Raw genomic sequence first — 14,259 nt, 5'->3', positions numbered from 1 at the left:
ATCACTTTTGATAGGTGTATTTTATCTTTGCCTATGGCAATATACATAACATATATGTTTCGTATAGGTGTTTTATGGGCATTGTTAAAATCTCCGACCTGATGCATGAGAACCTTCGCATCGCCAGTAATGCTATGAGCCGGTCAATTAATGCGCAGGCTGAGCATTGGCTCAAAATGGGCATGCTTGCTGAGCTGTATCCTCAATTGAGCCATCATGAGCTTGCCCGCGCATTGGTACATGCAGAATTACAGGGCGGAGCTGATATTGCCAGAATCATCCAAAGTGAAACCAATACGCTTAATAAAGAAGAGAACGCGCAATGACATCAGTAAAGATCCACTCGCCAGCTGAGATTGAAATGGCCCGCGCCGCAGGTCAGGCTGCCGCGAAAGTACTGGAAATGATCACGCCGTATGTGCAAGCGGGTATCACAACCGATGAAATTGACCGGCTATGCCACGATTACATTGTGAACGTACTTAAGGTTATTCCTGCAAACATTGGTTATCACGGTTATACCCGTACCGTTTGTACCTCTGTAAATCATGTGGTTTGTCACGGGATCCCATCCGACAAAAAACTCAAAAAAGGTGACATTGTTAATATCGATGTGGCCATTATTAAAGATGGTTGGTACGGCGATACCAGCAGAATGTACTATGTTGGAGAGCCATCAGTCAGGGCTAAGCGCTTGGTGGATATCACTTATTTATCTATGGTTGCCGGAATTAAAGCGGTGCGTCCAGGAGCAACACTTGGGGACATAGGTGCTGCCATTCAACACGTAGCGGAGAGCGCTGGGTTTTCTGTGGTGCGGGAATATTGTGGTCATGGGGTTGGGCAGGAATATCATACCGACCCACAGATATTGCACTATGGCACGCCGGGATTGGGTATGAGCCTCAAAGCGGGGATGATTTTTACCATTGAGCCAATGATTAATGCCGGTAAAGCAGCAACCAGCGTCCTTTCTGATGGCTGGACAGTTGTCACCAAAGACCGCTCACTTTCGGCGCAGTGGGAACATACTATTGCAGTGACGGATTCAGGTTACGACCTGCTGACACCTTGGCCAGAAGGCACCGGCGAATACGCGCCAATCTAATATTTCCCGGTATTCGTGGCCCATTAATCTGCCACGAATACCAGAAAATTACCGTTTAATATCTCAGCGGTAGTAAATCGCAATATGCTGATCTTGCACTTTTTCTATTCTTATTTTTAGATCAAAAATCTCTTCCAGAATATCCGGCTGCATTATTTTTTCTGGTGCCCCGCGATAAATAACCGCACCGTCTTTCATCGCAATAATATGGTCGGAATACGCAGAAGCGAAGTTGATATCGTGAATAACCAATATGATGGTTTTGTTCAGTTCATCTGCTGCACGCCGCAATTGTTTCATCATCGCGACACAGTGCTTCATATCCAGATTATTTAATGGCTCATCCAGCAGGATATATTTCGTATCCTGACACAGCACCATGGCAACATAAGCACGTTGCCGCTGCCCGCCAGAGAGTTCATCAAGATACCTATCTTTCAGCGGCATCAAATTAAGGAATTCCATGGCCGCATCAATATGTTGGCGATCATTAGCATTGAGCCTGCCTTTTGAATAAGGATAGCGCCCAAAACCCACCAAATCCGCGACGGTCAACCGGCTGGTGAAATGATTTTCCTGGCGTAAAACCGACAGGATAGTGGCCAATTTATCCCCGGAAGTTTTCGCCACATCCAGCCCATTAAACCTCACACTCCCGAGGTCGGGGGTGAGTAAACGGCTCATAATCGACAATAACGTAGACTTTCCGGCTCCATTCGGCCCAATAATTGAGGTAATTCCACCTGAAGGAATATGCTCATTTATATTATCGAGTACCAAAGTATCCTGGTATTTTTTATTAATATCAGTTATTTCAATCACACCGGAGCCTTTTTTATTAAAAGATAAATAAACAGCGCGCCGCCAACAAACTCAATAACCACTGACAGCGTTCCCGACATGTTCAGTAAACGTTCGAGAATTAATTGCCCACCAACCAACGTAATAGCTCCCAGCAGAAAAACGCCGGGCAACAAATATTGATGTCGGAATGAGCCCACAATGGGATAAGCCAGATTAGCGATAAGCAGACCTAAAAATGTTAACGGCCCGACAAGTGCAGTAGAGATAGCCACCAGCAATGAAACAAGCAGCAAAATAATGGTTATCTTTTTCTGATAGGCAACACCCAGATTAACCGCGGTATTTCTACCCAACGCGATAATATCGAGGCAATGGCGCATACGCCAAACAGCAATACCCACGATAACGATTATCCCAGTGGAGAGAGCAATAATTTCAGGCGCGGCTCGCGTAAAGGTAGCAAATACCCTCCCCTGTAATATGGCAAACTCCCCCGGAGAGAGTAGGCGCTGCATCAGGCTAGATAAACTACGGAATAAGGTGCCGCACACCAACCCAACCAATAGCACCTTGTGCAGATTGATGCCCACGCCCATCAGTAACCAGCGGTAGAGAAATGCCGAGAACAGCAATAACAATGCTGACTCACAGAGAAACTTACCGGTAATACCTAATACTCTGAACCCATCGGCATCGACAAAAAATATCAGTAGGGTTTGTATCAGAATAAATAGTGCTTCAAGCCCCATAACCGAGGGGGTCAAAATACGGTTATTGGTGACGGTTTGGAATAAGACGGTGGCAATGCCAGCAGCAAATGCAACCAATAACATCGTGGCTAGAATAAGGCCACGATGCACCAGCACATAGTGGATATTGCCCCTGAGATTAATGGTCATGAAGAGAACAATCGCACTAAGGGCAATGAAGCTTAATAACAATAACCGCTTTGCCGGTAGACTTAGCGTTTTGCTTTTCTCGTGCCGGAGAGAGCCTGTTGGAGAATATTCATTAGCCTGCATGGCGTTTTGTCCTAACAATTAATAATAGGAAAACGAATGCACCAATTGCGCCCAGAATAACGCTGGCCGGTATTTCAAACGGATAGCTGATTAACCGACCAATAATGTCGCATAAAACGACCAGTGCTCCGCCACATAGCGCGACCCAAGGAATGGTGCGGCGCAAATTGTCGCCCATCGCCATGCTGACAATATTAGGCACAATCAACCCCAAGAAAGGCAGTACACCAATCACTACCACCACCACGCCACTAATGATGGCAATAATGGACATTCCCATCAGCATAACGCGTTGATAATTAAGCCCGACATTGACCGAGAAATCTCGCCCCATTCCAGCGACGGTAAAGCGGTCTGCAATCAGGCAGGCAATCAGCGTCAGTGCTCCAACTATCCACAGCAGCTCATAACGCCCCTGTAATACACCCGAGAAATCGCCCGATTCCCAACTGCCCAGTGATTGCAGAAGATCAAATTCCATAGCCAGAAAAGTCGTTACGGCACTAAATACTGCTCCCAGCATAATGCCGGTCAATGGAACCATGAGTGCCGACTTCATTCTCATTCGTGCCAATAACAGCATGAAAAGCGCGGTGCCGCCCATGGCAAATACCGTCGCCACCAGCATTTTGACCATAACTGGCGCTGCCGGGTAAAACACCATGATCAGCAATAAACCAAGGCTGGCTGACTGGGTGGTGCCAGCAATTGAAGGTTCGACAAAACGGTTTTGAGTCAGCATCTGCATGATAAGGCCGGCAACACTCATCGCGCTGCCCGCCAAGACTAATGCCAATGTTCGCGGTACACGGCTTATCACAAAAATATCGCGCATATCCGGGTCAGACCAAACATCAGCCAAAGTGACATTCCCGGCACCGATAAATAAGCTGCATATCATCAGGCCCAGTAAAATCACCAGGCCTGCAATAAAGCTAAGATTTTTCATTAGTGAAAATTACTGCGCTGTCGCTTGTTTATCCAACACAGTGCTAATTTTATCCATCAGCTGCGTATAACTCTGCACACCACCGGCAATATAGAGCGAGGCAGAATCGAGATAAATAATGTGATTATTTTGCCAGGCTTTGGTTTTACGAATCAGTGGATTATCCAGCACCTGCTGTGCAGATTGACCTTCTGCGCGGCCAATCGCGTTATCGCGATCAAGTACAAATAGCCACTCAGGATTAGCATTAAGGATAAATTCAGAGGTGACCACATTCCCATGACGACCCGTCTCGGTGAAAGTCGCTGCTGGCGTAAATCCTAACTCGTCAAAAATAAAACCAAAACGAGAACCGGGAGTGTAAGCCGACATTTTTCCGCCACTGACCATCAATACCATCGCTGAACCTGCGTTGGCCGATTTTTGCTTTATGGCATTAATCTGCGAGGTGAAATTACCCAGCAGAGTTTTCGCCTCTTCTTCTTTACCAAATATCGATGCCAATTGCTCAGTGCGATGAGTCAAACTCTGTGTGAAATGCTGAGTATCTACATCAAGCGAGATAGTGGGCGCGATGGCGCTAAGTTTGTCATAGGCATCTTGAGCACGACCACCGGCAATGATCAGGTCAGGTTTAGCCTGACTCAGTGCCTCGTAATCTGGTTCAAATAAGGTGCCAGCATTCAAGAACTCTGAGCCACTGTATTTGGATAAGAATTCGGGAAGATGAGTGCTGGTCTGTGGGACACCAGCAACTTTAATATGCAGAGCGTCGGCAGTATCCAGTACCGATGGGTTCAGTATGATGACTTTTTGCGGATTAAGTGGAACCTGAGTGGTCCCCTGCGCATGTTCAATACTTATTTTTGATGTTTCTTCTGAAGTCTTAGATGAATCATCACATCCGGTAATGGCAACAGTGGCTGCCAGTAATGATGAAAATAAAGCCAAACGTAATCGCATTTTCTCTCCTGAAAAGTAGGGATGTAAATATCCTTGAGTGCTAACGCTAATGATTTGCATTACTGGTGATGGATAATACCGATCTATGCATGCGATGAACAGATTACATCACCGACCTTCTGGCTAATCTGTAGGATGGGTAACAGCTAAAACACATTATTCAGACTTAATATATTGATTAATGAAATTCAACTCATTGTATTTTATAGAGTAAATATCATTTAATCGAGATAAGTGGGTTTATCGCCGTAATATGGAGAAATTGTGAATTTTCCTACAGGCTGTAGGAAATGCAGAGGATGAGTTTCAACTGTGCTGCAAAATATAGCCACATTACGGCTGTGGTAAGTTTTTGTAGGACTGACAGCGGGCACTCACCCTATAAAAAAGCCCGCAAATGCGGGCTTGAAAGAGTGCGGTGTTTAACGGCTAAAACCAATATTGTCATCAATAACGGCATTCGGGCCAATTGGCACCCTACCTGGCTTGGCCAACTGCAATTTATTGAACACAATTTTGTCACGCCATACTTTACGCAAAAAATCTTCAAACACCTGAATCGTCAGTTGCTCACCTGGGCAGCGACGATAGCTGAACCCGAATGGAGCAAAGCCCACATAATCACATACCGGTTTTGCTTTACCATCCACCACGCCAAACACCGTACCGAAACCGCTGTTAGTTAGCGCCACATTACGACCATCTTTAACCTCCAGTGAGGTGATATCAAATGGGCAGCGAGCCAGACCAATTTGTTTGCATTTCTCTTCGGTTATTTCGGCGCTGGTTGGCACATCACGATAACGGTTAGGATCAAATTCTTTAGGGTCTTTCCAGTGAACCGGGCTGAAACTGGTACTGGTATGGGGGGTGCTAATGTAGCTATGACGTTCAAAAGGCAAACCAAAACGATTATGAGGTGACTCTCCATAGGCCGAAGTACGGGCATCCTCCACCGCAGAAATACTGCCGCCATTAGGTGAGATAGTGCGGAATAATTCCATAACGAATAATTCCAGCGGTGTATAAGGTGCCCCATTAGCATTATCAAAATCACTGCTCATGGTCTTTTTAAATGCTTCACGGACAGCCGGGTCCCCTTCATTTTCACTCAAGCGGGACATGATACCGAATAAGGTATTCCCCCACTGACTGAAGGCAACAAAGTTGTGGAAGCATTCAAACACAATATCTTTCTTACTAAAGTGTTCACCGTTACCGGCATTCTTCAACCAATACCAGGCCATGGTTTTTTCAGGATTGGCAGTGCGCCCATTATTGATGTCATCGACACGCTCATCAATCCACTGCTTAAGAAAATCGAGTTGTTTACGTACTGTCATATAGTTTTCATAAACAATCGGTTGCAGTGGGTCACGGTAGGCTAATACGGTATTGAAAGACTCACCAATTTCTCTGACCTGTTTCGGGATAGCATCGCCTTTGACACCCAAATGCAAATCCCAATAAATATCAAAATAATAATCTAAGTAGTGCCGCATGAAGGGTTTATTGGCAAACTGAGGTTCCATCAGTTGGTCGAAAAATGCGACTACTTTATCCCCATACATTGGGCGATACAGATCCGGAGTGACAGCAGAGAAATAGATACGTTTGCGGAGGTTATTCTCACCACGTTCTTCCAAGCCCTGTAAAAAAACAGTGACTCCTTCAGAGGGCGTGGGCTTCCAGTCTTTATAAATCAAGCCCCAAAGATCATAAGGCAGCGCATTCTCTTTCGTAAAATTCAGGTCGATCATGGGTAACATCGGCCTTTCGCCCTCATAGAAACTGGTGAGGAAGAAAGGAACGACGGCATTCTCAACATAAGTTTGGTCAAAATTGGCGGGAATAGTTTCACGAAAACGGGCTAAAGCAGTGGCAATTTTATCGGGTAATGCATGCTCCCCTGTTGCTGCATGAGCTGATGCAGCTACTGCTCCCGCACTGGATGTCCCTGCTGCCAGCCCTAGCGCCGCAGCTCCTTTCAAGAATGTACGTCTTTCCATATCTGCACTCCTCACATTGAAAATAACACATACCAGCCATTGATTTTCTTAATGAATATATAAACAAAGTTAATATACTTATTATTCCATCACTGAATATAGCGATCAAAGTCACACTTGTATTATTTTAAGAGTCACAAATTTTACTGGGAACATTCTTACTATTTATCCTGCCTCACTTATAAAAAGGCAAGATTAATCTCATGGAAAATAAATAAAAAACACTAACTCTATAAAATCACTAATTAAAAGTCATCCAGAGTTAAATATTCCACCTAAGACAGATGCCCGATGAGAATTATTTTACTTTTGAATTCAAATTCTAATTTTAATTAATTTCTCGATATTTTTAATTGCCATTAATTAAATGACGCAATATTCCACTAAAATAATATGGTTACTCAGTATCAACCCAACTTTCGTTACCAAAATTGACGTAACGTCATCCTGATTGTTTGGGACTCAGGCTGCGGTGATGGCTTGGCAACAACACGTTCATAATTCACAATAATGTCACCGCCGCTCCAGGCTCTGATGCCGATCCCGGTCCCCAACCTCAAGGTATTAGCAGCATTATCTTGAGCAACATCATCAATACGTGTCTCACCACCAACATTGTAATAACTATCGAAAGATACCCATATTTGCGGCGTAATATTGCGACTGGCATGCCCCTCAATTACCACCAGAGGATCCTGAGCAAGTTTAGAGGCACCAGCAACCTGGTAGTTATCATTGTCCGTAAATACGGTCGTCGTAATATAAGTCTCAAGCCATGTCCAGCCTTGATCTGGCGTATAGCTATAGTTCAGGGTTGGCGAAAAAACCCATCGATTTGAGCTGGGATTTAGAGCGGAGTGTGCATCATATTCTCCCAATGGAGTGCCAAGATAAAAATGAAAGCTGGAGAAGGTTTCCGGAATAAAGGCGCGGAATTGCTCGCGACTCAATGCCGGCCCGCCAAACAAATTAATTTGCCACAACATGCCGATATCAGATACGCCACGAGTAGAAGCCCGGAAGTCATCAGAATGGGTTTCAACATAACGGTAAGGGAGAACCAATGAAAGCCCCCCGGTTCTCCCCCAATAATCCATCGTACGAGTCAGCATAAAAGATTGAGATAATACATTTGCTCTCACATCAGACGTAATATCCATACCATCTTCTGGAGTCACCGAAGATGAATAACCCGCATTATAAAACCCCAGCCATGAATCAACTGGGGCATTAAGATAATCACGAGCAGACCCAGCAAAGCTATTGATAGGAAAGAGAGTGGCGGTAAGATAAAGCAATGGGTAGGACCGGCGAGAAAGATACATAATGGAGACTCTCTTTATAATAGAGTTGATAACACATTAAGCCATTTATACTATTTCTGAAATACTTACATCCAGATAATTATAAAAAAACTCAATGATACATAGCCCTCAAAAATACTTTTTATTTTCTGCCGAACACAATGTTTAAGGCCATCACTGACAAGATCAGTGATGGCCTTAAACATTAACTAAAAGAAAAGTGGGAGACTCTATCTCAGGAATATCAATATTTAACAAGCAACAGCTTCAATATTCCCATTTTTATTATGCCTCTAGCGAAAAATATTGCCGTATTGAATCCTCGTCCCTCCTTTTTCTATCAGGGACGAGGATGACTATCTCGTTAACGCGCAACAGCCTCAATGATCGAGAGGTAAGTGCCTGTATCTATTATGCGGTTAATTTTCAGATCAGCCTTGGCCAGCAGTCCTTTTAGCTCAGTTTCGGTACGCTCTCTGCCACCGTCAAAACTGGCTAACATGAGAATATCCATGGTTTTTCCGAAGTGTGGATGGTTATTCTCCGGAATAATAGTGTCCATAATCAGCACCTTGCCGTCAGGCCGCATTGCCTTACGGCAGTTGCTCAATATTTCAACTGATTTTTCATCCGGCCAGTCGTGGACGATATATTTCAGCATATAAATATCGGCTGACGGACATGACTCGAAGAAACTACCAGACTGGAGTTCCCAGCGCGAATCATCCCCCAGTTCACCCAGACGGGTTCTTGCCACCACCGGCTCGCGATCGAATAAAATACCGTGAAGGGTCGGGTTAGCTTGCAATACTCTCAACAGCAATCCCCCCATGCCCCCAGCCACATCTACCACCGTCGCATTTTTCGGGAAGTCATAGCTGCGTACCAAACAAGCATTTTCCACATTGGACATAGAAGACATGCCAGCATGAAAATCTCTGTCAGGCGTGTGATTTTCAGGTTTTGACCAGTATTCGAAGAAAGAAGTGCCGAATATTTTCTTAAAGGCCGAGTGACCGTGAACACTTTCGGCAATGATTCCTAATGGACGCCAGAAGGTTTCATCAGTCAACATCAATACTGCCGCTCGCAGTGAGTGAGGTGAGGACTTAGATAGCAGCTCCGCCGCTGGAGTCAGCTCAAATTTCTGCCCGCCAATCTCTTTAAAGACATCTCGTGTCGCCAGTAGCCGCATTACCCGATGCAAAGGTTGCTCTTCCACACCCATTTCTTGCGCAAGTTCTTTCACTGTTTTTGGTTTATCTAAAAGATGGTCGGCTACCCCTAAAAGAGCGGCGGCCCGAAGCGCAGCTTGATAGGTATAGCTCATGACTTGATCCATTAAAAATAATGCAGCTTTTTCACTTTCAGGTGTAAGTGTCTTATTAGTTTCCATGCTTATAATGCCTCTAATATAATATTCAACAAGATTAATAATTAAGACAACCAGACTAATCCCCTACCTAATTCAGGGTAGAGACATTGCCCGGATATATAATGGTTGCAAAACATAAATGCGCTATCCATTAGCATTAAATATATTTAATGCTAATTGTGGTTTTTTATTTACATGTGGCCCGAGATGTTTACGTTTGAATAATTTTTATTTTGTCACGTTTTTATCGAATTGATTTAATTGAAATTATGGGCTAGAAATATCATATGGATATATATGACAAATACGAAAGGCATTGATAAAATTAATGATAAATACATTTCAGAACACAGAATAAAATAAATTAAACTCATTTAACCTTAAATAATATTAAACATAATTTTAAATATATAGCAAATCATTCAAATATAAATGATATCGAAAATTAAATATAAATAAATAGAGAAAAAATGATTAAATAGAATATGTTGTTCAAACTACCTCCTCACTGCTCCTCATAATTCAGCTAATAGTTAAGCTACATTTCTAAATCAGATACAAAGTGGCTCAATGAGAATCCCATAATGTGGACCTGTGCATAGACCACTTAATCAGGAAAATAATCTGTCACTTATTACGATAGATTGCCAAGTTAGGCACCTTTTTCATCGGGATTGGAGTCGTACGGGAATGGCGAATTATTCAGAAAAAACTGGCCGGGCTGTTGCCTTAAACCAGCAAACAGACAATAAACTGACGCAAGGCTGGCTCAATGGCTTCATCCGAATGCTTATTTTCAGTGGCTCTTTGCCCGCAACACGCGTCGCGGTATTGGAGTTCTCTCCCCTATTCTTGACTGGAATGAGAGCGGTGATCGCAGCATTACTGGCAATGAGTGTGTTGGTATGCGTATTTGGCGCGAAGAGATTTTCCAGATAAATCAGAAACAATAGGGCCGATGGATGGGTTTAGCCCCATTATTTTCTACCGACCCGATTGCGTCAGTGAAACCATAATCCCATTTAATTTGATGATTGCTCGAGTGATTTCTTGGTCACTGTATCCGCCAAGCCCAAGGAGTAACCCAGATCGGCGGCGTGCTGTGCCATACATGGGCGAAATAGCCCGCAAGGAGATTCCCGCCTGTGCGCATTTTTGTGCGACCACGCAGTCATCCAATCCTCGTTTGAGCCACAACACCATATGCATCCCCTGATCACAGGGCTGTAGTTCGCCAAGTTCAACATCAATATAAATTCTGATGGCCTCAATCAGTACTTTGCGTTTTTCCGCATATACGCTGCGCATCTTCCTAATATGCCGATCAAGATGCCCCTCGGCCATAAAACTGGCCAACACATACTGATCAGCACTAGGGGGATGGCGATCCATCAATATTCTTGCGCCGCAAAAAGCATCGACTAGCAGTTCTGGAACAATGGCATATCCCAGTCTCAGTGAAGGAAATAGCACTTTACTAAAAGTCCCTAGATAGATGACTCTGGCGGGATCCAGCCCCTGAAGAGAGGCAAATGGGTGGCCGGAATAGCGCATTTCACTGTCATAGTCATCCTCAACTATCCAGGATTTATGCTCTTTTGCCCATGCCAACAGCGCGTTTCTCTGCGCCATGCTCATGGGCATCCCCAATGGGTATTGATGCGAGGGAGTGACAAACACAGCCTTGGCATTTCCCGCGATTTCTCGCCCGACGGCCACATCAATCCCCGACTCAGCAACAGGGATTCTGACCATAGTTCTGTCGCGGAACGCACTGGCAAAAATGGCGGTAATTCCCGGATAAGCCGGTTCTTCAACCCATGCGCTATCACCTGAGTCCAGCAATATCTGGGTCGCCAGATATAACCCCTGCTGTGTTCCAGAGGTGATAATAATCTGCTGCGGCGTACAGTGAACTGATCGCGCTTTTCGCACATATTCACAGATAGCTTCGCGCAGTGCCAGTGCCCCCTGTGGATCACCGTAACCAGAAGGTGCACCCGGCCCTTTGGCGCGAATTCGATTACCTAAACGCCGCCAGATGTCATCAGGTGCGGTGTCTAATGCGGGAACAGAAACAGCAAAAGGCACTGGGGCCAATGGTTTCATTTGAGCCGCAGTCTGGGCGAAGGCCTGCGCCTGAGCCGACAGAGGAATATCGTCAGCAATGATAGGTATTGTGGGTGATGGCTTTTTGTTATCACTTTCCAGTAATCGCGCTACGCGTGTACCAGAGCCATATTGCATCTCCAGAAAACCCTCGGCTTTTAGCTGTTCAAAAGCCTCAAGCACTGTGCCTCTGGCAACATTGAGTGCACTGGAAAGAACGCGGGTCGAAGGCAGAAGGTCACCCGCTTTAAGCTCACCTTTATGAATGGCTTTGCGCAGTGAGCGCGCCAGTTGTAGGCTAAGATTTCCAGTTGTTCGATCAAGTTCACCAATAACCGGAATATCAACCACTCTGGCTTTTCTCGACATCTATTGTGGCCCATTAATTAATCTGCAATCTGGTACTTAATAGTAAACCACCATTGCCGTAATTTCGACGCCATAAGTCAGCGAGCCGCGCGAGTTGCTGTGCGAATACCTATTTGCACAGAAAACAGAGCAAGCCAATCATTAAAGGAGTGGAATATGTACTCTCCGCGTCAGTTTCAGGAACATCGCCCAGAAGTTCTGCATGCCCTTATTAAACAGTATCCATTGGGTATTCTCATCAACCAGCAAGCGGGAATACTTGATGCATGCCATATTCCCTTTGAGTATCGTGCTACAGACCAAGGGCCGGGTTCGCTGCATGCCCATGTAGCAAGAGCAAACCCTGTTTGGCAGAATATTGAGGGGTACGAAGAGGTACTGGTGATTTTTCGCGGCGAAAATGCCTATATTTCTCCCACTTGGTATCCCAGCAAACACCAACATCATAAACAGGTTCCAACCTGGAATTATCAGGTAGCCCAAGTGCGCGGAAAGCTCATTATTCATGATAATGAAGACGATATTCGTGAGCAGTTGGCCCGCCTGACTCACCAGCAAGAATCTGGTCAGCTTACTCCTTGGCAACTAACTGATGCGCCAGAAAGCTATATCACTGCCATGGTCAAAGCCATTGTCGGTGTCGAGGTGGTTATTACAGAACTCAGCGGAGTCATGAAACTCAGTCAGAACAAAGATGATACCGATGCCAAGGGGGTCAGCGAAAATTTGATAAAAATGGGCAATGTGGTCATCGGCGAGGCTATTTTGGCTAAAAGGCCACAGCGTTAATACAAAACAGGCCAAAAAAAGAGGGGATATCAGCAGCATCCCCTCCAATCACTTCTAACGGCTTATTTTATTATTTTTTATATATTCCACAATTTCATCATATTGGCTTCCCTCGATAAAGTTAGTGATCGACATGAAAGTGATCCCTTTATCTCCATGTAACTTTTTGGCGCGATCTATTAGTTGAATATGTGTAATAACCAAGTCGGTATCGCTGGGGATCTCCTCTATTTTTGCGTTAGCCACTTTAATATCTATCATCGCCTTCTTCAGTTTTGTTTTTAGCACTGAAGCCCCCATGGCACTAGAGCCCATACCGGCATCACAGGCAACAATAATCTTTTCAATATTTCGCGCACCCTGGGTGTTTAAAACTTCGCTATTAGCATTGTTGGCTGAGTGTGTATCAACAGACTCAGTTCCATCGATAGTTTCGGGGCGTTTATCTAATTTCAGTAAAACAGCGGCAATAATAAAGGAGACCGCCATCCCGGCAAAAAACCCAACCAAGTTACCTAACATGGCACCTTTGGGCGTTAACACCAGCATGGCAAAGAAACTGCCAGGTGAAGGTGTCGCAACGGTACCGCCGCCTAATAACATGAAACAAGTCAGTGAAGTGGTGATCCCCCCCATGGTGGCAAAGACCAATACGGGTTTCATTAGGACGAACGGGAAATAAACTTCACCAATCCCACCGACACCGGCAATTAATGCCGCGGTTGGCGCCGTCTTTTTCGCCATTCCTTTGCCAAAGAATGAAATAGCCAACAGTGTACCAACTGAAGGCCCACAGTTGGCATCAACCAAGAAGAGAATAGATTTACCGGTAGCGGCAACCTGCTCTAAACCTAGCGGGGCCATGATGCCGTGGTTAATGGCATTATTTAAAAAGAGTACCTGGGCTGGCGCAACAAAAATTGAAATAAAAGGCAGTAAACCGTGGGCTATTGTCCAGTCTACCCCGGCGGATAACATATGAATCAAACCCGCAATGATCGGGCCGATAATGATATATCCAGCCAGTGTAATAACCAGGCCGACAATCCCCATGCTGAAATTACTGATCAGCATTTCAAAACCCGCTCTGAATTTTCCATCCAGATACTGGTCAATTTTTTTCATTATCCATGCAGCAAATGGCCCCATAATCATGGCCCCACTCAGCATGGTGACTGAGGAGCCAATAATCAGCCCCATTGTTGCCAAGGCACCAATGGCTCCGCCTCGTTGTCCATGAACAATAAAACCGCCAGTAAAGCCGACTAATAGCGGCAGCAAATAGGTCAGAATGGGGCCGACCAGTGCGCCTAGGTGTTCATTTGGGATCCATCCGGTAGGAATAAATAATGCTGTAATTAAGCCCCAGGCAACAAAAACGCCAAGATTAGGCATTACCATTCCACTTAGAAAATTACCAAACCTTTGTACTTTTACGAGAAAAGTTTTATCTTTCTG

Annotated in this window: 12 protein-coding genes and 1 pseudogene; 4 read left to right on the top strand and 9 right to left on the bottom strand. The window is 44.8% G+C overall.

From position 1 onward, the window contains the following. Positions 1 to 74 precede the first annotated feature (74 nt). Both N0H69_RS06885 and map read left to right on the top strand, forming a co-directional pair. Entirely contained in the window at positions 75 to 326 is a 252-nt protein-coding gene (locus tag N0H69_RS06885) for a ParD-like family protein (protein ID WP_050108426.1), read from the top strand. After that, entirely contained in the window at positions 323 to 1,108 is a 786-nt protein-coding gene (map, locus tag N0H69_RS06880; protein WP_050150880.1) for a type I methionyl aminopeptidase, read from the top strand. Before N0H69_RS06885 ends, map begins: the two co-directional genes overlap by 4 nt. Before the next feature lie 63 nt (positions 1,109 to 1,171). Here the strand turns inward: map and N0H69_RS06875 are convergent, their stop codons facing one another. From N0H69_RS06875 to N0H69_RS06845, 7 genes are all read right to left on the bottom strand, one after another. Continuing rightward, positions 1,172 to 1,930, bottom strand: a complete 759-nt coding sequence (locus tag N0H69_RS06875) for an iron ABC transporter ATP-binding protein (RefSeq protein WP_050108431.1) — start codon at positions 1,928 to 1,930, stop codon at positions 1,172 to 1,174. Continuing rightward, a complete protein-coding gene (locus N0H69_RS06870; protein WP_050108433.1) occupies positions 1,927 to 2,934 on the bottom strand; it encodes an iron chelate uptake ABC transporter family permease subunit in 1,008 nt (335 codons plus the stop codon). Before N0H69_RS06870 ends, N0H69_RS06875 begins: the two co-directional genes overlap by 4 nt. Then, a complete protein-coding gene (locus tag N0H69_RS06865) occupies positions 2,924 to 3,883 on the bottom strand; it encodes an ABC transporter permease (protein WP_050108435.1) in 960 nt (319 codons plus the stop codon). Before N0H69_RS06865 ends, N0H69_RS06870 begins: the two co-directional genes overlap by 11 nt. A 9-nt stretch (positions 3,884 to 3,892) precedes the next feature. Continuing rightward, the gene (locus N0H69_RS06860) at positions 3,893 to 4,846 is read right to left on the bottom strand and encodes a siderophore ABC transporter substrate-binding protein (protein WP_050147369.1); all 954 of its coding nucleotides are present in this window, start codon (positions 4,844 to 4,846) and stop codon (positions 3,893 to 3,895) included. A 422-nt stretch (positions 4,847 to 5,268) separates the two neighbouring features. Beyond that, positions 5,269 to 6,855, bottom strand: a complete 1,587-nt coding sequence (locus N0H69_RS06855; protein WP_072077442.1) for a twin-arginine translocation signal domain-containing protein — start codon at positions 6,853 to 6,855, stop codon at positions 5,269 to 5,271. 422 nt (positions 6,856 to 7,277) lie between these two features. Further along, on the bottom strand, positions 7,278 to 8,180 hold the full coding sequence (locus N0H69_RS06850) for a transporter (protein WP_050150877.1): 903 nt from the start codon (positions 8,178 to 8,180) through the stop codon (positions 7,278 to 7,280). A 343-nt stretch (positions 8,181 to 8,523) separates the two neighbouring features. After that, positions 8,524 to 9,555, bottom strand: a complete 1,032-nt coding sequence (locus N0H69_RS06845) for a methyltransferase (protein WP_050150875.1) — start codon at positions 9,553 to 9,555, stop codon at positions 8,524 to 8,526. 669 nt (positions 9,556 to 10,224) lie between these two features. Here N0H69_RS06845 and N0H69_RS06840 point away from each other — a divergent pair. After that, positions 10,225 to 10,440: pseudogene (locus N0H69_RS06840) on the top strand (EamA/RhaT family transporter); the annotation flags it as partial. Between the two features lie 78 nt (positions 10,441 to 10,518). On the opposite strand, the gene pdxR reads toward N0H69_RS06840, so the two are convergent. After that, positions 10,519 to 12,012: a MocR-like pyridoxine biosynthesis transcription factor PdxR gene (gene pdxR, locus N0H69_RS06835; protein WP_050150871.1), complete on the bottom strand. Its 1,494-nt coding sequence runs from the start codon at positions 12,010 to 12,012 to the stop codon at positions 10,519 to 10,521. A 156-nt stretch (positions 12,013 to 12,168) separates the two neighbouring features. Between pdxR and N0H69_RS06830 the strand changes: the two genes are divergently transcribed. Next, a complete protein-coding gene (locus N0H69_RS06830) occupies positions 12,169 to 12,801 on the top strand; it encodes an FMN-binding negative transcriptional regulator (RefSeq protein ID WP_050108442.1) in 633 nt (210 codons plus the stop codon). A 54-nt stretch (positions 12,802 to 12,855) separates the two neighbouring features. On the opposite strand, the gene N0H69_RS06825 is transcribed toward N0H69_RS06830, so the two are convergent. After that, positions 12,856 to 14,196: a PTS transporter subunit EIIC gene (locus tag N0H69_RS06825; RefSeq protein ID WP_235897520.1), complete on the bottom strand. Its 1,341-nt coding sequence runs from the start codon at positions 14,194 to 14,196 to the stop codon at positions 12,856 to 12,858. Positions 14,197 to 14,259 lie beyond the last annotated feature (63 nt).

Origin of the sequence: Yersinia alsatica (assembly GCF_025133195.1) — a bacterium.
Taxonomy (GTDB): domain Bacteria; phylum Pseudomonadota; class Gammaproteobacteria; order Enterobacterales; family Enterobacteriaceae; genus Yersinia; species Yersinia alsatica.
Note: the sequence above shows the minus strand (reverse complement) of the source record. Positions and strands in the feature narration are given on the sequence as shown.

What these genes read in the sequence shown, in the direction of transcription:
- N0H69_RS06885 (WP_050108426.1), top strand. Translation starts at nt 75, where the DNA reads ATGGGCATTGTTAAAATCTCCGACCTGATGCATGAGAACCTTCGCATC.
- map (WP_050150880.1), top strand. Translation starts at nt 323, where the DNA reads ATGACATCAGTAAAGATCCACTCGCCAGCTGAGATTGAAATGGCCCGC.
- N0H69_RS06870 (WP_050108433.1), bottom strand. Translation starts at nt 2,934, where the DNA reads ATGCAGGCTAATGAATATTCTCCAACAGGCTCTCTCCGGCACGAGAAA.
- N0H69_RS06865 (WP_050108435.1), bottom strand. Translation starts at nt 3,883, where the DNA reads ATGAAAAATCTTAGCTTTATTGCAGGCCTGGTGATTTTACTGGGCCTG.
- N0H69_RS06860 (WP_050147369.1), bottom strand. Translation starts at nt 4,846, where the DNA reads ATGCGATTACGTTTGGCTTTATTTTCATCATTACTGGCAGCCACTGTT.
- N0H69_RS06855 (WP_072077442.1), bottom strand. Translation starts at nt 6,855, where the DNA reads ATGGAAAGACGTACATTCTTGAAAGGAGCTGCGGCGCTAGGGCTGGCA.
- N0H69_RS06850 (WP_050150877.1), bottom strand. Translation starts at nt 8,180, where the DNA reads ATGTATCTTTCTCGCCGGTCCTACCCATTGCTTTATCTTACCGCCACT.
- N0H69_RS06845 (WP_050150875.1), bottom strand. Translation starts at nt 9,555, where the DNA reads ATGGAAACTAATAAGACACTTACACCTGAAAGTGAAAAAGCTGCATTA.
- pdxR (WP_050150871.1), bottom strand. Translation starts at nt 12,012, where the DNA reads ATGTCGAGAAAAGCCAGAGTGGTTGATATTCCGGTTATTGGTGAACTT.
- N0H69_RS06830 (WP_050108442.1), top strand. Translation starts at nt 12,169, where the DNA reads ATGTACTCTCCGCGTCAGTTTCAGGAACATCGCCCAGAAGTTCTGCAT.
- N0H69_RS06825 (WP_235897520.1), bottom strand. Translation starts at nt 14,196, where the DNA reads ATGCCTAATCTTGGCGTTTTTGTTGCCTGGGGCTTAATTACAGCATTA.